The organism is Morganella sp. HSTU-ASny43 (assembly GCF_022819185.1).
GTDB lineage: Bacteria > Pseudomonadota > Gammaproteobacteria > Enterobacterales > Enterobacteriaceae > Morganella > Morganella morganii.
This window is the reverse complement of record NZ_WSPG01000011.1, coordinates 84008-102745: the sequence shown is the minus strand read 5'-3', so window position 1 is coordinate 102745 and position 18738 is coordinate 84008. Positions and strand designations below refer to the sequence as shown.

At 54.2% G+C, this 18738-nt stretch carries 15 protein-coding genes and 1 pseudogene; 10 read left to right on the top strand and 6 right to left on the bottom strand.

Annotated features, from left to right (window positions below; genetic code table 11):
* Positions 1–161 precede the first annotated feature (161 nt).
* Positions 162–377 carry a 50S ribosomal protein L31 gene (rpmE, locus tag GN208_RS08175; RefSeq protein ID WP_015422394.1) on the top strand — a complete coding sequence of 72 codons (216 nt, stop codon included), beginning with the start codon at positions 162–164 and terminating at the stop codon, positions 375–377.
* A gap of 120 nt (positions 378–497) precedes the next feature.
* Here the strand turns inward: rpmE and metJ are convergent, their stop codons facing one another.
* Entirely contained in the window at positions 498–815 is a 318-nt protein-coding gene (gene metJ, locus GN208_RS08170; protein WP_004236602.1) for a met regulon transcriptional regulator MetJ, read from the bottom strand.
* A 183-nt stretch (positions 816–998) separates the two neighbouring features.
* On the opposite strand from metJ, the gene metB reads away from it, so the two are divergent.
* From metB to ppc, 3 genes are all read left to right on the top strand, one after another.
* Positions 999–2159 (top strand): cystathionine gamma-synthase, encoded by a 1161-nt coding sequence (metB, locus tag GN208_RS08165; protein WP_004236601.1) that lies wholly within the window; start codon positions 999–1001, stop codon positions 2157–2159.
* Between the two features lie 8 nt (positions 2160–2167).
* Positions 2168–4606, top strand: a complete 2439-nt coding sequence (locus tag GN208_RS08160; RefSeq protein WP_015422395.1) for a bifunctional aspartate kinase/homoserine dehydrogenase II — start codon at positions 2168–2170, stop codon at positions 4604–4606.
* Positions 4607–5324: 718 nt separating this feature from the next.
* Positions 5325–7958, top strand: a complete 2634-nt coding sequence (ppc, locus tag GN208_RS08155; RefSeq protein WP_004236599.1) for a phosphoenolpyruvate carboxylase — start codon at positions 5325–5327, stop codon at positions 7956–7958.
* A 91-nt stretch (positions 7959–8049) separates the two neighbouring features.
* On the opposite strand, the gene GN208_RS08150 is transcribed toward ppc, so the two are convergent.
* Positions 8050–8445 carry a hypothetical protein gene (locus GN208_RS08150; protein WP_015422396.1) on the bottom strand — a complete coding sequence of 132 codons (396 nt, stop codon included), beginning with the start codon at positions 8443–8445 and terminating at the stop codon, positions 8050–8052.
* Positions 8446–8649: 204 nt separating this feature from the next.
* On the opposite strand from GN208_RS08150, the gene GN208_RS08145 reads away from it, so the two are divergent.
* Positions 8650–8985, top strand: a complete 336-nt coding sequence (locus GN208_RS08145) for a carboxymuconolactone decarboxylase family protein (protein ID WP_004236597.1) — start codon at positions 8650–8652, stop codon at positions 8983–8985.
* A 74-nt stretch (positions 8986–9059) separates the two neighbouring features.
* Here GN208_RS08145 and metF read toward each other — a convergent pair whose 3' ends face one another.
* Positions 9060–9959, bottom strand: coding sequence for a methylenetetrahydrofolate reductase (metF, locus tag GN208_RS08140; protein WP_004236596.1), 900 nt, complete (start codon positions 9957–9959; stop codon positions 9060–9062).
* 197 nt (positions 9960–10156) lie between these two features.
* A complete protein-coding gene (gene argE, locus GN208_RS08135; RefSeq protein ID WP_015422397.1) occupies positions 10157–11317 on the bottom strand; it encodes an acetylornithine deacetylase in 1161 nt (386 codons plus the stop codon).
* Between the two features lie 97 nt (positions 11318–11414).
* Here argE and argC point away from each other — a divergent pair, with 97 nt between their 5' ends.
* From argC to argH, 4 genes are all read left to right on the top strand, one after another.
* A complete protein-coding gene (gene argC / locus GN208_RS08130) occupies positions 11415–12425 on the top strand; it encodes an N-acetyl-gamma-glutamyl-phosphate reductase (RefSeq protein WP_004236594.1) in 1011 nt (336 codons plus the stop codon).
* A gap of 42 nt (positions 12426–12467) precedes the next feature.
* The gene (argB, locus tag GN208_RS08125; protein WP_004236593.1) at positions 12468–13241 is read left to right on the top strand and encodes an acetylglutamate kinase; all 774 of its coding nucleotides are present in this window, start codon (positions 12468–12470) and stop codon (positions 13239–13241) included.
* A gap of 69 nt (positions 13242–13310) precedes the next feature.
* Positions 13311–14534 carry an argininosuccinate synthase gene (locus GN208_RS08120; RefSeq protein WP_004236592.1) on the top strand — a complete coding sequence of 408 codons (1224 nt, stop codon included), beginning with the start codon at positions 13311–13313 and terminating at the stop codon, positions 14532–14534.
* Positions 14535–14611: 77 nt separating this feature from the next.
* Positions 14612–15991, top strand: a complete 1380-nt coding sequence (gene argH, locus GN208_RS08115; RefSeq protein ID WP_004236591.1) for an argininosuccinate lyase — start codon at positions 14612–14614, stop codon at positions 15989–15991.
* Here argH and GN208_RS08110 read toward each other — a convergent pair.
* A pseudogene (locus tag GN208_RS08110) lies at positions 15957–16157 on the bottom strand (helix-turn-helix domain-containing protein); the annotation flags it as partial. The gene argH and the pseudogene GN208_RS08110 sit on opposite strands and share 35 nt — an antisense overlap.
* Positions 16158–16406: 249 nt before the next feature.
* Here GN208_RS08110 and oxyR point away from each other — a divergent pair.
* Positions 16407–17318 carry a DNA-binding transcriptional regulator OxyR gene (gene oxyR, locus GN208_RS08105; RefSeq protein WP_004236590.1) on the top strand — a complete coding sequence of 304 codons (912 nt, stop codon included), beginning with the start codon at positions 16407–16409 and terminating at the stop codon, positions 17316–17318.
* Here the strand turns inward: oxyR and sthA are convergent.
* Positions 17315–18715 (bottom strand): Si-specific NAD(P)(+) transhydrogenase, encoded by a 1401-nt coding sequence (sthA, locus tag GN208_RS08100; protein ID WP_015422398.1) that lies wholly within the window; start codon positions 18713–18715, stop codon positions 17315–17317. The genes oxyR and sthA overlap by 4 nt on opposite strands.
* Positions 18716–18738 lie beyond the last annotated feature (23 nt).

Genomic DNA, 18738 nt, shown 5'->3' with positions numbered 1-18738 from the left:
ACCACGAAAAGACAGCGGATTTCATTGCATGGTTCAGGGAATTTCTGTATGATCCGCCGCCTTTGGTAATTAAAATACCACCGATAACTTATCATCAACACGACGTGTGGTGTCCGGCAAAAAGGCCCGGATAGCGACACGGCCTTAACCGAGGTTTTCCCATGAAAAAAGGTATTCATCCTAACTACGCAGAAATCACTGCAACCTGCTCTTGCGGCAACGTAATGAAAATTAACTCTACCGCAGGTCACAACCTGAACCTGGACGTGTGCGGCGAATGCCACCCGTTCTACACCGGTAAACAGCGTGACGTTGCAAGCGGCGGCCGTGTTGATCGCTTCAACAAACGCTTCAGCGTTCCTTCTGCGAAGAAATAATGGCACTGCGCGGCATGCCGCGCTCTGTTCCATAAAAAACGCCCTGAATGAAAATATTTCACAGGGCGTTTTTTTATGTCTGTTTCCGGGTTGAGAAGTCGTATAACACGCGGATAAAACTCAATATTCCCACGTATCCGGGTCGACCCCATGCTGGCGCATAATTTCTTTCGCCACTTCCGGGATTTCATCACTGCGTTCTTTGCGCAGATCATCATCATCGGGCAGTGGCTGTCCGGTAAAAGCATGCAGAAATGCTTCACATAACAGTTCGCTATTGGTGGCATGACGCAGGTTATTCACCTGGCGGCGTGTGCGCTCATCCGTTAAAATTTTAAGCACTTTCAACGGGATAGAAACTGTAATCTTCTTTACCTGCTCACTTTTTTTGCCATGCTCAGCATAAGGGCTGATATATTCGCCGTTCCATTCAGCCATGGATTACCTTGTTATCTTAGTCAGTTTGAGGAGGAGCCGGGCACAGAAAAGTACCTGACTGATATCGGTATTATCCCACTTGTATATATAACCGTAAAGCAGGATGGATGTCCAGACATATTGACGTCTAAATGAACCGCGGATATGCTGATAACTCGTTCAGTTACTGATAGGGAAAGAGGTATGGCACGCAAACCCGCGACAGCGGCAATTCATAACGGACTCAATGAAGAGACCCAATTCGGCTGTGTCATACCGCCGGTGTATCTCTCATCAACCTATAATTTTCCGGCCTTCAACAGCCCGCGTGAACATGATTATTCACGGCGCGGCAATCCCGGGCGGGATATCACCGGGCGCACGCTGGCGGAGCTGGAAGGCGGTGCCGGGGCGGTGGTGACCAGCAGCGGGATGTCTGCTCTGCATCTGCTGTTTACCGTGTTTTTATCACCCGGGGATGTGATTGTTGCCCCGCACGACTGCTACGGCGGCACTTACCGGCTGCTCGACAGTTGTCAGCAGCGCGGCCATTTTACCGTCCGCTTTGCGGATATGAATGATGAGGCGTCACTCAGTGCCGCGCTGGCGGAGAAACCGAAGCTGGTGCTGATTGAAACGCCGGGTAACCCGCTGCTGCGTATCACGGATATCGCGGCAGTCAGTGAGAAGGCGCATCAGGCCGGAGCACTGGTGGCGGCGGATAACACGTTTCTCAGCCCGGTATTACAGCAGCCGCTGGCACTGGGCGCGGATTTTGTTATTCATTCCTGTACCAAATACCTGAACGGGCATTCCGATGTGGTCGCCGGTGTGGTGATCGCCGCAGATGCGGAACATTGTGAAACTCTGGCGTGGTGGGCGAATAATATCGGTGTGACGCTGGGGGCGTTTGACAGCTATCTGCTGCTGCGCGGTATCCGCACCCTGATCCCGAGGATCACCTTACAGGAAAAAAATGCCCGTACTCTGGCGGATTATCTGGTGCGCCAGCCGCTGGTGAAAAAAGTGTATTATCCGGGACTGGCGACGCATCCCGGGCATGAACTGGCCGCAAAGCAGCAGAAAGGATTCGGCGCAATGCTCAGTTTTGACATTAATGGTGATGAAGCTGCAATTTCCCGCTTTTTATCTCACCTGTCTCTCTTTACACTAGCAGAGTCATTGGGCGGGGTGGAAACGCTGATTTCCCATGCCGCGACCATGACACACGCGGGAATGCCGGAGCAGGCACGGCATGCAGCGGGAATTTCAGACAGCTTATTACGTATTTCTGCGGGGATTGAGGACAGCAGTGATTTGATTGCTGATCTGGATCGCGCATTTCAGTCAGTGACTAAGGGGTAAGGGTAATCATGAGTGCGTTGGCGATTGATGAATCAGTAAAAGGGCGTCAGTTACATAAATTCGGCGGCAGCAGCCTGGCAGATGCAAAATGTTATCTGCGGGTGGCGAATATTATGGCGAACTACAGTGAGCCGGATGACCTGATGGTCGTGTCTGCCGCCGGCAGCACCACCAACCAGCTGATTAACTGGGTCAAACTGAGTCAGAGTGATCGTGCTGCCGCAGAACAGGCGCGGCAGACCCTGCAACGCTATCAGACAACCCTTATCAGTGACTTACTGCCGGAAGTTCAGGCCAATGTCCTGATCTTTCAGTTTAATGATGATATTCAGCGCCTGGCGAAACTGCTGGAAAATCCGCTGAATGATGTGATTTACGCGGAAGTGACCGGCCACGGGGAAATCTGGTCTGCCCGTCTGATGGCTCAGGTACTTCAGGAGCAGGGTATGGCCGCACAGTGGCTGGATGCCCGGACATTCCTGTGTGCGGAGCGGGCGGCGCAGCCGGAAGTGGATACCGCGCGGTCGCAGCCGCTGCTTGCAGAACTGCTGGCGCTGCATCCGGGTAAACGTCTGGTGGTGACCGGGTTTATCTCCCGCAACGCTGCCGGGGAAACCGTGCTGCTCGGCCGTAACGGCAGTGACTATTCCGCCACCCAGGTCGGCGCGCTGGCCGGGGTGAAAAAAGTCACCATCTGGAGTGATGTCGCGGGGGTTTACAGCTCTGACCCGCGCAAAGTCAAAGATGCCTGTCTGCTGCCGCTGCTGCGTCTGGATGAAGCCAGTGAACTGGCACGTCTCGCCGCACCGGTACTGCATACCCGCACATTACAGCCGGTGTCCGTCAGTGATATCGATTTACAGCTGCGCTGCAGTTACCAGCCGGAACAGGGCTCGACAAAAATTGAGCGTGTGCTGGCATCCGGCACCGGGGCGAAGATCGTGACCAACCATGATGAGGTTTGTCTGATTGATATCCGCCTGCCGGCCGGGGATGACGCCAGAGCGCGTTATAAAAGTATTGATCTGCTGCTTAAACGCAGCCAGATCCGCCCGCTGGCGGTCGGCCTGCATAATGATGACAATCTTATTCAGCTCAGTTATACCGCCGAAGTGGCAGACAGCGCCCTGCATGTGCTGGAAAGCGCCGGACTGCCGGGCACACTGACACTGCGTGACGGCTTCTCGCTGGTGGCGCTGGTCGGGGCGGGGGTCTGTAAAAACCTCCTGCATTACCACCGTTTTTATCAGCAGCTCAAAGATCAGCCGGTGGAGTTTATCTGGCAGGCCGAGGACGGTATCAGTCTCGTGGCCATTCTGCGCACCCGTCAGACCGGGCATGTGATTCAGGGTCTGCACCAGAGCCTGTTCCGTGCGGAAAAGCAGATCGGCCTGATGGTGTTCGGCAAAGGCAATATCGGCAGCCGCTGGCTGGAACTGTTTGCGCGTGAGCAGAGTAATCTCTCTGCCCGCAGCGGGTTTGAATTTGTTCTCGCCGGGGTGGCGGACAGCGAAAGAGCGCTGCTCAGTTACGACGGGCTGGATCCGAGCCGCGCACTGGCTTTCTTCAATGAGGAAGCAGAGCCGATCGCCGATGAGGACACCCTGTATCTGTGGATGCGCAACCATCCGTTTGATGACCTGGTGATTATCGACCTGACTGCCAGTCAAACCCTGGCGGAAAGCTACGCCGATTTTGCCGCGTACGGTTTCCATGTCATCAGCGCCAACAAAATTGCCGGGGCGGCAAAAACCCGCGATTACCGCCAGATCCGCGATGCGTTCCGCAAAACCGGGCGTCACTGGCTGTACAACGCCACTGTCGGTGCGGGACTGCCGATCAACCACTGTGTGCGTGATCTGCATGAAAGCGGAGACAGCATTATTGCGATCAGCGGGATCTTCTCCGGCACACTTTCCTGGCTGTTCCTGCAATTCGACGGCACCGTACCGTTTAGTGAGCTGGTGGAACAGGCCTGGCAGCAGGGGCTGACCGAGCCGGATCCGCGTATTGATTTATCCGGCCAGGATGTGATGCGCAAGCTGATTATCCTCGCCCGTGAAGCCGGGTATGAAATTGAGCCGGAAGATGTCCGTGTGGAATCCCTGGTGCCGGAAGCGGCACAGGAAGGCACACCGGATCACTTCTTCGAGAATGTCACTGCGCTGAATGAACAGATGGCCTGCCGCCTGGAAGCTGCCCGTGAAATGGGCATGGTGCTGCGCTACGTGGCCCGTTTTGATGCCAACGGCAAAGCGCGGGTCGGGGTGGAAGCGGTCCGGCCTGATCATCCGCTGGCCGCATTGCAGCCGGGGGATAATCTCTTTGCCGTGGAAAGCCGCTGGTACCGCGATAATCCGCTGGTGATCCGCGGGCCGGGTGCCGGTCGTGATGTCACCGCAGGGGCGATTCAGTCAGATTTAAACCGTCTGGCACAATTGCTGTAATTCATCGGATTCTGACTATCGCCGGGGTTAAATAGTCTTAAAAAGTCACTATACGGGACAAAAAATGACGATAACGGGAATTGTCTTATTACGTTTATAGTACAGGGTTGGTATAAATAGCGCATGGTGATGTTTCAAGATGGACATATAATTATTATGGATGATGGCTGTGACAGGATGTCATGGTAAGGATATGCACCGGACGTGCTTCTTCTGACAGGAAGCCAGGCTAAGGACAGAAACAATCCCGGCGGGATGCGATTAACGGATTTAATTGCATCCCGTTACTATTTTCACTTCCCGCTGTTTTTCTGCTGACGGTTTCCCGTTACACTTTCCTGCTGAATTTTTCCCCGCCGGACTGAGGATTTTCGCTCAGGCTGAATCGTTACTATTTTTGCCTTAATTCGCGATATCTGTCTGTGACGTTTGTTTTTCCCTTTCATTATGCTGGCGGGACGGATTTTTACCCGATAATCCGGCACCTGCCTGTGCGCAACATGATGGCGGCACGGTAATTAAATCTGATAAAGTCCTTTCAAAGCGCGTTTTTTTTGATATGAATATAGGGCAGAGATAAATGCAAGGGAACGGCGTCACAAAATAAGAATTAATCCGTCGTATGAAATCACTAAGATGTACAGGACAGAGAACTGCCGGCTGAAAGTTCCTCACCGGCGGTCATAGGATTCTGCCGTCAATAAGGGTCAGGGGTCGTATGAATCAACAATATTCCGCAATGCGCAGTAACGTCAGTATGCTCGGGAAACTACTCGGAGACACGATCAAAGAGGCCCAGGGTGAACATATTCTCGAGAAAGTAGAATCCATCCGTAAGTTATCCAAAGCGTCACAGGCCGGTAATGAAATTCAGCGGCAGAAGCTGCTGATGACACTGCAAAATCTATCCAATGAAGAACTGCTGCCGGTTGCCCGCGCATTTAACCAGTTCCTGAATTTAACCAACGTGGCGGAGCAGTATCACAGCATTTCGCCGCACGGTGAGGCGGCCAGTAATCCGGTTGCCCTGGCGGCGCTGTTTGATCAGCTGAAAGCCAAAAATTTTACCAATGAAGAGATGCGCAAGGCCGTGGATGAACTCTCCATTGAGCTGGTGCTGACCGCGCATCCGACCGAAATTGCCCGCCGTACCCTGATCCACAAACTGGTGGCGGTGAATACCTGCCTGGCACAGCTGGATCATGATGACTTGGCTGATTATGAGCACGATCGTATTATGCGCCGTCTGCGCCAACTGGTGGCACAGGCCTGGCATACTGATGAAATCCGCAAAGACCGTCCGACACCGCTTGATGAAGCGAAGTGGGGCTTTGCCGTGGTGGAAAACAGTCTGTGGGAAGGGGTTCCGGCGTTCCTGCGCGAGTTTAATGAGCAGCTCGAGGCATCACTGGATTACAACCTGTCCGTGGAAGCCACACCGATCCGCTTTACCTCATGGATGGGTGGTGACCGCGACGGTAACCCGAATGTCACGGCAGATATCACCCGGCGCGTGCTGACCCTCAGCCGCTGGAAGGCTGCTGATCTTTTCTATAATGATATTCAGGTGCTGGTCTCCGAGCTCTCCATGAGCGAATGCACGCCGGAGCTGCGTGAGCGCGTGGGTGAGGATGCCGCCGAGCCGTACCGCGTCATCACCAAACAGCTGCGCGCCCGTCTGAAAAGCACACTGGACTATCTGGAGCGCTGCCTGGCCGGTGAACCGGCTATCAAACCGGATAACCTGCTGACCGATAACGAAGAGTTATGGGAGCCGCTGTATCTCTGCTACCGCTCGCTGGTTGAGTGCGGCATGAAGATTATTGCCAACGGCCAACTGCTGGATACGCTGCGCCGTATCCGCTGCTTCGGTCTGCAGCTGGTGCGTATTGATGTGCGCCAGGAAAGTACCCGTCATACCGAAGCGCTGTCTGAACTGACACAGTATCTCGGCCTCGGGGATTACGCCGCCTGGCCGGAAGAGGAAAAACAGGAATTCCTGCTGCGTGAACTCCAGTCAAAACGTCCGCTGGTGCCGCAGAACTGGGAGTGCAGTAATGAAACCCGCGAAGTTTTTGATACCTGCCGGGTGATTGCCGAATCACCGGAAAATTCTGTCGCTTCCTATGTGATTTCGATGGCAAAAGTGCCGTCGGATGTTCTGGCGGTCAAACTGCTGCTCAAAGAATCCGGCAGCCCGGTCACATTGCCGGTCGCGCCGCTGTTTGAAACCCTCGATGACCTTAATAACGCAGAGAGTGTTATCACCCGCCTGCTGAGTATCGACTGGTACCGCAATCTGATTAATGACCGCCAGATGGTGATGATCGGTTACTCCGACTCTGCCAAAGACGCCGGGGTAATGGCGGCGTCCTGGGCACAATACCGCGCTCAGGATGCACTGATTAAAGTCTGCGCCCGTGAAGGCGTGACACTGACGCTGTTCCACGGACGCGGGGGCACCATCGGCCGCGGCGGTGCACCGGCACACGCCGCACTGCTCTCACAGCCGCCGGGAAGCCTGAAAGGCGGCCTGCGTGTGACAGAGCAGGGTGAGATGATCCGCTTTAAATTTGGTCTGCCGCAGGTCACTATCAGCAGCCTGGCGATGTACGCCAGCGCCAGCCTGGAAGCCAATCTGCTGCCGCCGCCGGAGCCGAAACCGGAGTGGGCCGCGATTATGGATCGCCTCTCTGATATCTCCTGTGAGATGTACCGCGACTATGTCCGCGAACAGCCGGATTTTGTCCCGTATTTCCGCGCGGCCACGCCGGAGCAGGAGCTGGGTAAACTGCCGCTGGGATCCCGTCCGGCAAAACGCCGTCCGACCGGTGGTGTGGAAACGCTTCGTGCGATTCCGTGGATTTTTGCCTGGTCGCAAAACCGTCTGATGCTGCCGGCCTGGCTGGGTGCGGGTGCGGCACTGAAAACCGCCGTGGATGAAGGCAACCGGGCAATGCTGGAAGTGATGTATTACCAGTGGCCATTCTTCAGAACCCGCATCGGTATGCTGGAAATGGTGTTTGCCAAAGTCGATTTATGGCTGGCGGAATACTATGACCAGCGCCTGGTGGAGCCGCGCCTGTGGCCGCTGGGGGCAAAACTGCGCGAACAGTTATCACAGGATATTAAGAGTGTCCTGATGATTTCCAAAGATGAGCAGTTAATGGCGGATCTGCCGTGGATTGCGGAATCTATCGCTCTGCGTAACGTGTACACCGACCCACTGAACGTCCTGCAGGCCGAACTGCTGCACCGCTCACGTGAATGCGATCAGTCAGATCCGCAGGTAGAGCAGGCCCTGATGGTGACTATTGCAGGCATTGCGGCAGGTATGCGTAATACCGGTTAATAACGTTATTTTTACAATCACTGACGGTCGCTGCCAACCCCTGCGGGTTGGCCGGCGGCCCCGGATGGCCGCAGTTGCGGCCATTTTTTATTCAGGGATGCAAATGTGTTCTCAGAAAATTGTAAGCATGCATACCGGGTTGTATCAATGAACCTGCTGTCTGGTTAGTGATGCCGCAAACTTTCGCTTTCAGAGGGCTTTGCGGGTGGAATACCCGGCTTTTTCCTGCATGACTGTTATTACCCTCCTGTACCGGTGAGATTTTTTTTGTGTATCCTTTAACCGGGCAACCTGTTTTATTAGCCAGCATCTGTGCATTCGAAATCGCGCCTCCTGCAGCCCCGTAGCAACTAACAAAATTAATTGGTGAATTTCCTGTGGCTTTAATTGTTTTTGCCAGATGATCTGCTGCTTTTTTGCCTGACATAACCTTGCCATTATCCAGCCGGACATTACATGGCGCACCATGTAACCGAATTTGAAGCATCAATTATTTCCTTATTATTCATGAGATAATTAAATATTTATCTTACCGTATATGCCATAAATTAATTGCAGAAAACGGCAGTTTGCCGGAGATATCTCAAAATAATGGCGGGAATATATGAATAATGATATTGAATAATCTGTAAATTTATATAATATTAAAATATATATTGTATGTAACTGTTACTCTCACTAAGGATCGGAAATGTCATATTACAAAGATGTCACTAAAGAAATCGCCGTAAACATGCAGGAACTGGGTAAATTTATCCCGGATGTTATGACCGCTTTCTCAGAGCTGGTCAGCAGCAGCTCGGCGGATGGTGTATTAGATAAAAAAACAAAAGAACTGATTTTTATCGCGGTTGCGGTGGCAAACCGTTGTGATGGTTGTATTGGTTTTCATACCAAAAAATTGGTTGATGCGGGGGTAACGGAGCAGGAGCTGGCGGAAGCACTGGGTGTGGCTGTTGCTATGGGTGGCGGTCCGTCTGTGATGTACGCGGCAAATACGATTAAGGCATTTAAAGAGTTCTCATAAACGCCTTACCTTTCGCTGTGACGGATGCTCACGATCCGGCGACATACTGATGTATGTGCCCGGATCGTGATAAATTATGCCACGCAGGCGGCCGGGCGGACACCCAGAGTATGGCAGATAGCGTAAGTCAGTTCCGCGCGGTTCAGGGTGTAAAAATGGAAATCTTTCACGCCTTCACGGCTGAGCAGTTTCACCATCTCCATTGCCACGGAAGCCCCGACCAGCTTGCGGGATTCCGGGTCATCATCCAGGCCTTCAAACATGGTGCCGAGCCAGCCCGGGATGCGGACGTTAGTCATTCCTGCAAAGCGCTGTAACTGTTTGAAGTTAGAGACCGGAAGAATGCCCGGCACAATCTCCACATCAATACCGGCCGCCGCACAGCGGTCACGGAAACGCAGATAGGTGCTGACATCAAAGAAAAACTGCGTGATAGCGCGGTCTGCACCGGCATCAATTTTCTTTTTCAGGTTAATCAGGTCTGACTGCGCACTGCGCGCTTCCGGATGCACTTCCGGGTAAGCGGCGACGGAAATATCAAAATCGGCGACCGATTTTAACAAACCGACCAGGTCAGCGGCATACATATCCGGTTTGCTGCTGCTGTCCGGCAGATCGCCGCGCAGCGCCACAATATGGCGGATACCGTTATCCCAGTAATCTCTGGCGATAGTTTTCAGCTCATCACGGGTGGCATCAATACAGGTCAGGTGCGGAACAGCAATCAGCCCGGTTTTCTCTTTGATACTTTTAATCACCGAATGGGTGCGGTCCCGCTCGCCGGAGTTCGCCCCGTAAGTGACGGAAACAAATTTCGGCTTCAGCACACTGAGACGTTCGATGGACTGCCACAGGGTTTTTTCCATTTCCGGTGTGCCCGGCGGAAAGAATTCAAAAGATACGGCCACACGACCGGCCAGTTCTGCCAGGTTCTGATTCAGTGCTTCGTGCTGGTCTATATGTAAAAAACTCATCGCTGCCCCCGCAGTTATCCGTCCGTGATTATTTGAATGTCTATACGTTTAGACGTCTGGATGTAGATTACGGGATGAATTGGTTAAACGTCAACCACTAATTGTCACAGTGCGGGTGAGGTTTTCTCACACGCTGTATGAAAGATTGTCATGATGAGGGGAAAAGCGCGGACAGACGGGCTGTCCGCTGAGAAGAATTATTCGGGGGTTTTACAGCAGAAATGGGTGACAAGCTGGGTCAGCAGTTCACGGGTCGGCTCAATAAAGTGGGTTTCGAGAAATTCATCCGGCTGATGCGCCTGTTCAATCGACCCGGGGCCGAGCACCAGGGTCGGGCACAGATCCTGAATAAACGGTGCTTCGGTGCAGTAATTCACCGTCTGCGCTTTTTCGCCGAGCAGGTTTTCAATCACACCGACCATTTTATGATCTGTCGGGCAGGCGTAACCCGGGATCGGCGCATGCAGCTCCTCAATCGCCAGCCGTCCCGGCCAGCGCTGCTTCACCGGCTCCAGCGTGGTATTGAGCATGTCGTCAATATCACTGAGAGTCATGCCCGGCAGCGGCCGGATATCCATATGCAATTCACAGCAGCCGCAGATACGGTTTGCCGCATCACCGCCGTGAATATGACCGAAATTCATGGTCGGATACGGAATGACAAACGCCGGGTTATTGAATTTTTCTTTCAGCTCGTTACGCAGTGACATCAGGTGCGTGATGGATTCATTCATCAGCTCAATCGCATTGACGCCGCGCTCCGGATCACTGGAATGACCGGACTGACCGGTAATGCGGATAGCATTGGAGAGGTGGCCTTTGTGCGCCCGCACCGGCTGTAACGACGTGGGTTCGCCGATAATGGCAAAGGACGGGCGGATAGCTGCATTGGCGGCAAAATAGCGCGCCCCGGCCATGGTGGTTTCTTCATCTGCGGTGGCGAGGATATAGAGCGGGTGCTGCAAATCCTTCACACTGATATCGCGCAGCGCGTCGAGGATAAAGGCGAAAAAGCCCTTCATATCCGCTGTTCCCAGCCCGTACAGCTTGTTGTTCTGCTCTGTCAGGGTGAAGGGATCTTTGCTCCAGCGGCCTTCATCAAACGGGACGGTATCGGTGTGGCCGCACAGCAGCAGACCGCCGTCGCCATCCCCGAGACTCGCGAGCAGATTGAACTTGCCGCGCGTTTCCGGAACGGGTTGCACCTCGACATCAAACCCCAGGGTTTCAAACCAGGTCGCCAGCAGATTGATAACAGTTTCATTGCTCTGATCAGATTCCGCTTCCGTGGAACTGATGGAAGGTGCCGCGATGAGCTGACGATAAATCTCAATAAATGCAGGTAATTTAATATTCACTGTTGACAGCCTTTAGTCATAATAGTATCAATATTCATGCAGTTTATGTGAATAAAAATACATTGTTTGTGTTTCAGGTACAAGGTGAAGATAACTTATGTTGAAAACGCTGATTATCGGTGCCAGCGGATATACCGGTGCAGAGCTCGCTGCTTATATCCAACGCCACCCGCAGACGGAACTGACCGGCCTGATGGTTTCTGCCAACAGTGCGGATGCCGGAAAATGCTTTTCGGATCTGCATCCGCAGTTCCGGGGCCTGGTGGATCTGCCGCTGGAGCCGCTGACAGACCCGGCCGCCGTTGCACAAAATACCGATGTGGTGTTCCTGGCAACCGCCCATGAGGTCAGCCATGACTTCGTGCCGGTTTTCCTTGCGGCGGGTTGCACGGTGTTTGATCTTTCAGGCGCTTACCGCGTTCAGCAGGATAATTTTTACCCACAATACTACGGATTTGAACACAAACATACCGCCTTATTGGCGCAGGCCGTGTACGGCCTGGCGGAATGGCAGCATGACAACATCCGTACCGCGCAACTGATTGCGGTGCCGGGCTGTTATCCGACGGTCTCCCAGCTGGCGCTGAAACCGCTGCTGGATAATGACCTGCTGGATCTGACCCAATGGCCGGTTATCAATGCCACCAGCGGCGTGAGCGGTGCGGGGCGTAAAGCCGCGCTGAATAACAGTTTTTGTGAGGTGAGTCTGCAACCCTACGGGCTGTTTACTCACCGGCATCAGCCGGAAATTGCCGCACATCTCGGCACTCCGGTAATTTTTACCCCGCATCTCGGCAACTTTAAACGCGGGATCCTGGCAACCATCACCTGCAGACTGAAAAGCGGCGTCACCGCAGAGCAGGTCAGCGCGGCCTATCACAAGGCCTATGACGATAAACCGCTGGTGCGGGTGTATGACCACGGCGTACCGGCACTGAATGCTGTTGTTGGTCAGCCGTTCTGCGACCTGGGCTTTGCCGTGCAGGGAGAGCATCTGATTGTCGCTGGTGCAGAGGATAACCTGCTCAAAGGGGCGGCTGCTCAGGCGGTTCAGTGCATGAATATTCGTTTTGGCTTTAATGAAACGCTGTCCCTGCTGCCACAGTAAGCAGACAGCCCGGCTCACTCTTTTATCTGACGGAAAACGGAAATGGAACCATTAGTCATCAAATTAGGCGGTGTGTTACTGGACAGCGAAGAAGCCCTCGGGCGTTTATTCACCGCACTGGCCGCATACCGGGCGTCAAATGACCGCCGCATTGTCATCGTTCACGGCGGCGGCTGCGTAGTGGATGAACTGATGGCGAAATTACAGTTACCGGTGGTGAAAAAGCAGGGGCTGCGGGTCACCCCGGCGGATCAGATAGACATTATCACCGGAGCGCTGGCGGGCAGTGCCAACAAAACACTGCTGGCGTGGGCGACCCGTTATCAGCTCAACGGTACCGGCTTGTGTCTCGGGGATGGTCAGAGTGTCAAAGTCACACCACTAAGTGACGAACTGGGCCATGTAGGTAAAGCGGCACCGGGCAACCCGGCTCTGCTGAATCTGTTACTGAACAACGGTTTTCTGCCGGTCATCAGTTCCATCGGCATCACGGAAGACGGACTGCTGATGAATGTGAATGCGGATCAGGCGGCTACCGCCATTGCGGAAACGCTGGGCGCAGATCTGGTCCTGCTGTCGGATGTCAGCGGCATCCTGGACGGCAAAGGGCAGAAAATCAAAGCACTCGATGGTGTACATGCACAGAAAATGATCGACGACGGCATTATCACCGACGGCATGATTGTGAAAGTGAACGCGGCGCTGGAAGCGGCGGCCACACTGGGGCGGCCGGTGGATATCGCCTCCTGGCGTCATGCGGATCAGCTGCATTTATTATTTGATGGCGAAGCCATCGGCACGCGGATTTCCGCGTAATCCGGATTATCAGCACATTGGCAGAATCACTCCGCAGCAGCGGATAACATTTACTGAAAGGACAGGGTTATGACAGAGGCAAAAAAAACAGGCATTAAAAAAATCGTACTGGCTTACTCCGGCGGTCTGGATACATCGGCGATTATTCCGTGGCTGAAAGAGCATTATGATAACTGCGAAGTGGTGGCATTTGTCGCCAATATCGGCCAGAGCGCGGAAGATCTCGACGGTGTCGAGCAGAAAGCACTGAACTCCGGGGCGTCTTCCTGCTATGTCGTCGATCTGCGTGAAGAATTTATCAAAGATTTTGTCTATCCGGTGCTGAAAAGCGGCGCACTGTATGAAGGTAAATATCTGCTCGGTACATCGATGGCGCGGCCGATTATCGCCAAAGCTCAGGTGGAGCTGGCACTGAAAGTCGGCGCGGATGCGCTGGCACACGGTGCGACCGGCAAAGGGAATGACCAGGTACGTTTTGAGGGAACCTACACCGCCCTGGCGCCACAGCTGAAAGTCATTGCACCGTGGCGTGAGTGGGAGCTGCGTTCCCGTGAGGCGCTGCTGGATTACCTGAAAGTCCGTAATATCCCGACCACCGCGTCCCTGGAAAAAATCTACAGCCGTGATGAAAACGCATGGCATATCTCTACCGAAGGCGGCGTGCTGGAAAGTCCGTGGAATCAGTCGAATGCTGATTGCTGGGTATGGACCGCAGATCCGCAGGAAGCCCCGGATCAGCCGGAGCTGGTTACTGTCACCATTAAGGCCGGTGAAGTCACCGGGGTGAACGGCAAAGCGCTGTCTCCGTATAACTGCCTGAATGCCCTGAATGAACTGGGTGCGAAACACGGTATCGGCCGGATCGATATTATTGAAAACCGGCTGGTGGGCATGAAATCCCGCGGTTGTTATGAAACCCCGGGGGGCACCATCATGATGGCGGCACTGCGCGGACTGGAAGAGATCATCCTCGACCGCGACAGCTTCAAATGGCGTCAGCAGATTGGCCTGGAAATGTCCTATGTGGTGTATGACGGCCGCTGGTTTGCCCCGCTGCGTAAATCCATTCAGGCAGCTGCGGATTCCCTGGCGGAAGAGGTCAGCGGTGAAGTGGTGCTGAAACTCTATAAAGGACAGGTCACGGCGATCCAGAAACAGTCCGCCAACAGCCTCTATTCCGAAGAGTTCGCCACTTTCGGCGAAGATGACGTGTATGACCACAGCCATGCGGGCGGCTTTATCCGCCTGTATTCACTCTCCTCGCGGATCCGTGCGCTGAAAGCGCAGAAATAACCGGCGGGAGACAGGGAGATTATGCACAGGGACGTGCATCAGACTGATTTATCATTAAAAACAGAAAGGGAAAAAGTATGGCACTGTGGGGCGGACGCTTCAGTCAGGAAGCAGATCAACGGTTCAAACAATTCAACGACTCGCTGAGATTCGACTATCGTCTGGCGGAGCAGGATATCACCGGCTCTGTGGCCTGGTCGAAAGCACTGGTGACTGTCAATGTGCTGACTGCACAGGAGCAGGCGGCGCTGGAGCAGGCACTGAATGAGCTGCTGGCGGAAGTGCAGGCCGATCCGCGTGCCATTCTGCGCAGTGATGCGGAAGATATCCACAGCTGGGTGGAAGGCAAACTGATCGGCAAAGTCGGCGATCTGGGAAAAAAACTCCACACCGGACGCAGCCGTAACGACCAGGTGGCGACGGATTTAAAACTGTGGTGCAAAGAGGCGGTCAGTCAGATCCTCGCGGCATTACAGGAATTACAGCAGGCGCTGGTGCTGACGGCGGAGCAGAATCAGGATTCGGTGATGCCGGGTTACACCCACTTACAGCGGGCGCAGCCGGTGACATTTGCTCACTGGTGCCTGGCGTACAGTGAAATGCTGGCGCGGGATGAAAGCCGTGTCCGCGATGCCCTGGCGCGTTTTGATTACAGCCCGCTCGGCTCGGGTGCGCTGGCCGGAACCGCGTATGCCATCGACCGGGAACAGCTGGCCGGCTGGCTGGGATTCGCCGGTGCAACCCGCAACAGCCTCGACAGTGTGTCTGATCGTGACCATGTACTGGAACTGCTCAGTGATGCGGCGATCAGCATGGTGCATCTCTCCCGCTTTGCTGAAGATATGATTTTCTTCAACAGCGGCGAAGCAGCGTTTATTGAATTATCTGACCGTGTCACCTCCGGCTCTTCCCTGATGCCGCAGAAAAAGAACCCGGATGCTCTCGAGCTTATCCGTGGCAAATGCGGCCGGGTGCAGGGCGCACTGACCGGTATGATGATGACCCTCAAAGGTCTGCCGCTCGCCTATAACAAGGATATGCAGGAAGACAAAGAAGGGCTGTTTGATGCACTCGACAGCTGGCTGGACTGCCTGCATATGGCGGCACTGGTGCTGGAAGGCATTCAGGTGAAACGTCCGCGCTGCGAGGAAGCGGCCAAACAGGGTTATGCCAACGCGACAGAACTGGCGGATTACCTGGTGGCAAAAGGCGTTCCGTTCCGCGAGGCGCATCATATTGTCGGTGAAGTGGTGGTCGGCGCGATAGCAAAAGGCGTGGCGCTGGAAGAAATGCCGCTGACAGAACTGCAGGAATTCAGCCCGGCGATTGCCCTGGATGTGTATGACATACTGTCACTTCAGTCCTGTCTGGAGAAACGCTGTGCGAAAGGCGGTGTTTCACCGGAGCAGGTGGCTGCGGCTATCAGTGAAGCCAAAATCCGGCTGAAACTGGTGTGACGTAATGTATTGTCCCCGGCTCACCCTCTTTTCCTGTGAGCCGGGGGTAATTATTGCCATCAGTATATTTTTGCCTATAACGCGAAAGCCGGATTCCGGCCGGTGATACCTTCAGGAAATCCGCAATAATCTTTTCGCCTTTCGGCCAGCGCCGGGTAAGGGCATTATGGGTTTTCCTGATGACCGTACCGGGCTCTGCTGTATTCTGACCATTAAGGTATCCTGCATTTCCTGCACACTGCTATCAGTGTTGCCGGTATTTCCCGATCCGGTCTGACAGTTATGCTTTCTTACCGGTAACGCTATGGATTTTCTGTCTGTTTCCGTCCTGTGATTTAAGCTCGACTAACAATGCAGTTGCGTTATGATAGTTATCAATTGATTTTATCTATTAATCGCAGACGGAGACACAGGCATGAATATCCGGGATTTGGAATATCTGGTGGCACTTTCTGAGCATAATCACTTTCGCCGCGCGGCAGATGCCTGTCATGTCAGCCAGCCGACACTGAGCGGACAGATCCGCAAGCTCGAGGATGAACTGGGTGTGATGCTGCTGGAGCGCACCAGCCGCAAAGTCCTGTTTACCCAGCAGGGAATGCTGCTGGTGGATCAGGCCCGGACCATTCTGCGGGAAGTGAAAATTCTTGAGGAAATGGCCTCCCTTCAGGGAGAAAGCATGGCAGGGCCGCTGCATATCGGGCTGATCCCGACCATCGCCCCGTATCTGTTGCCGCATATCATTCCGGAACTGCACCGGCTGTGGCCGAAGCTCGAGATGTATCTGCATGAAGCCCAGACTCATCAGCTGCTGGCACAACTGGACAGCGGGAAACTCGACTGCGCGATTCTGGCGCGGGTAAAAGAAACCGGCAGCTTTATTGAAGAGCCGCTGTTTAATGAGCCGATGAAACTGGCGATTTATGATGAGCATCCGTGGGCATCCCGTCAGGAAGTGGAAATGCATGAGCTGGCCGGGGAAAAACTGCTGATGCTGGAAGACGGGCACTGTCTGCGTGATCAGGCGATGGGATTCTGTTTCCAGGCCGGTGCGCGGGAAGATACCCACTTCCGGGCGACAAGTATGGAAACCCTGCGCAATATGGTGGCGGCAGGCAGCGGTATCACGTTACTGCCGGATCTGGCGATTCCGCCGGAGCACAAACGCGACGGCGTGTGTTATCTCTCCTGCACCAATCCGGAGCCTTTCCGTGAAGTGATCCTGGTTTACCGTCCGGGGTCGCCGCTGCGCAGCCGTTACAGCCAGCTGGCAGAGGCTATCCGTGCAAAAATGTGTGCTTATTACCAGCAGGAGCCTGCGGCTTAAAATAAGCGGTTAAGTCCGTTCAGTGCGGCAACCCGGTAGGCTTCCGCCATTGTCGGGTAGTTGAAGGTGGTATTGACGAAATAATCGATGGTATTACCTTCACCTTTCTGTTCCATAATCGCCTGGCCGATGTGGATAATCTCAGCCGCACGCTCGCCGAAGCAGTGGATCCCCAGAATCTGCCGGGTTTCGCGGTGGAACAGAATTTTCAGGCTGCCTGCATCCAGCCCGGCAATTTGCGCCCGTGCCAGATGTTTGAACTGTGCCCGGCCCACTTCATACGGGATCTTCATCGCCGTCAGCTGCTGCTCTGTTTTACCGACCGAGCTGATTTCCGGAATGGTATAAATCCCGGTCGGGATATCCTCTATCAGATGCAGCGGTGCATTGCCGTCATGAGTGATAGCGCGGGCGGCAATCCGCCCCTGGTCATAGGCCGCCGAGGCGAGGCTCGGGTAGCCGATAACATCCCCGACTGCATAAATCGCCGGATTGCTGGTCTGGTAGGTATCATTGACACTGATGAGTCCCCGGCTGTCAGCGGTGATCCCGACATGCTCAAGACCGAGATTATCGGTGTTACCGGTGCGGCCGTTGGCAAAGAGCAGGCAGTCCGCCTTCACTTTTTTCCCTGAACGGAAGTGAATAATCACACCGTCATCCGTGCCCTCAATCCGCTCATACTCTTCATTCTGGCGGATAACCACGCCGTTGTTCCAGAAATGATAGGTAAGTGCGTCTGACATCTCCTGGTCGAGAAACGCCAGCAGGCGGTCGCGGGTGTTGATCAGATCCACCTTCACACTCAGACCACGGAAAATAGAGGCATATTCACAGCCGATAACCCCGGCACCATAAATGATCACATGGCGCGGTTCGTGTGTCAGTGACAGAATGGTGTCGCTGTTATAGATGCGGGAGTGGCTGAAATCCACATCCGGCGGGCAGTACGGGCGCGAACCGGTGGCGATAACCACATTCTCCGCACGGAGAATATCGCAGCTGCCGTCACTGTAGCGCACACGGACATCACCCTCCTCGGTGAATTTAGCTTCGCCGCAGAACATGGTACAGCCGTTGCGCTCGTAAAAACCACGGCGCATGCCGGTCTGCTGGGTAATAACCCGGCCGGCGTGAGCCAGGATTTCGGAAAATGAAGATTTCAGAACCCGGGAGTTATCACTGTACAGCGGATTCTGGTTAAATTCGATAATACGGCTGACCGCGTGGCGCAGCGCTTTGGAAGGAATCGTTCCCCAGTGGGTACAGCCGCCGCCGACGTCATCATAACGCTCAATTACGGCAACCCGTTTTCCCTGCTTCACAAGTCCCATTGCCACACCTTCACCACCCGGGCCGGAGCCGATGACAATGGCATCAAACTGGTTCTGTTGCATATGAGAAGTAACCTGTTTATACA

Coding starts and splice junctions, on each gene's coding strand:
- rpmE (WP_015422394.1), top strand. CDS start 162: ATGAAAAAAGGTATTCATCCTAACTACGCAGAAATCACTGCAACCTGC.
- metJ (WP_004236602.1), bottom strand. CDS start 815: ATGGCTGAATGGAACGGCGAATATATCAGCCCTTATGCTGAGCATGGC.
- metB (WP_004236601.1), top strand. CDS start 999: ATGGCACGCAAACCCGCGACAGCGGCAATTCATAACGGACTCAATGAA.
- GN208_RS08160 (WP_015422395.1), top strand. CDS start 2,168: ATGAGTGCGTTGGCGATTGATGAATCAGTAAAAGGGCGTCAGTTACAT.
- ppc (WP_004236599.1), top strand. CDS start 5,325: ATGAATCAACAATATTCCGCAATGCGCAGTAACGTCAGTATGCTCGGG.
- GN208_RS08150 (WP_015422396.1), bottom strand. CDS start 8,445: ATGCTTCAAATTCGGTTACATGGTGCGCCATGTAATGTCCGGCTGGAT.
- GN208_RS08145 (WP_004236597.1), top strand. CDS start 8,650: ATGTCATATTACAAAGATGTCACTAAAGAAATCGCCGTAAACATGCAG.
- metF (WP_004236596.1), bottom strand. CDS start 9,959: ATGAGTTTTTTACATATAGACCAGCACGAAGCACTGAATCAGAACCTG.
- argC (WP_004236594.1), top strand. CDS start 11,415: ATGTTGAAAACGCTGATTATCGGTGCCAGCGGATATACCGGTGCAGAG.
- argB (WP_004236593.1), top strand. CDS start 12,468: ATGGAACCATTAGTCATCAAATTAGGCGGTGTGTTACTGGACAGCGAA.
- GN208_RS08120 (WP_004236592.1), top strand. CDS start 13,311: ATGACAGAGGCAAAAAAAACAGGCATTAAAAAAATCGTACTGGCTTAC.
- argH (WP_004236591.1), top strand. CDS start 14,612: ATGGCACTGTGGGGCGGACGCTTCAGTCAGGAAGCAGATCAACGGTTC.
- oxyR (WP_004236590.1), top strand. CDS start 16,407: ATGAATATCCGGGATTTGGAATATCTGGTGGCACTTTCTGAGCATAAT.
- sthA (WP_015422398.1), bottom strand. CDS start 18,715: ATGCAACAGAACCAGTTTGATGCCATTGTCATCGGCTCCGGCCCGGGT.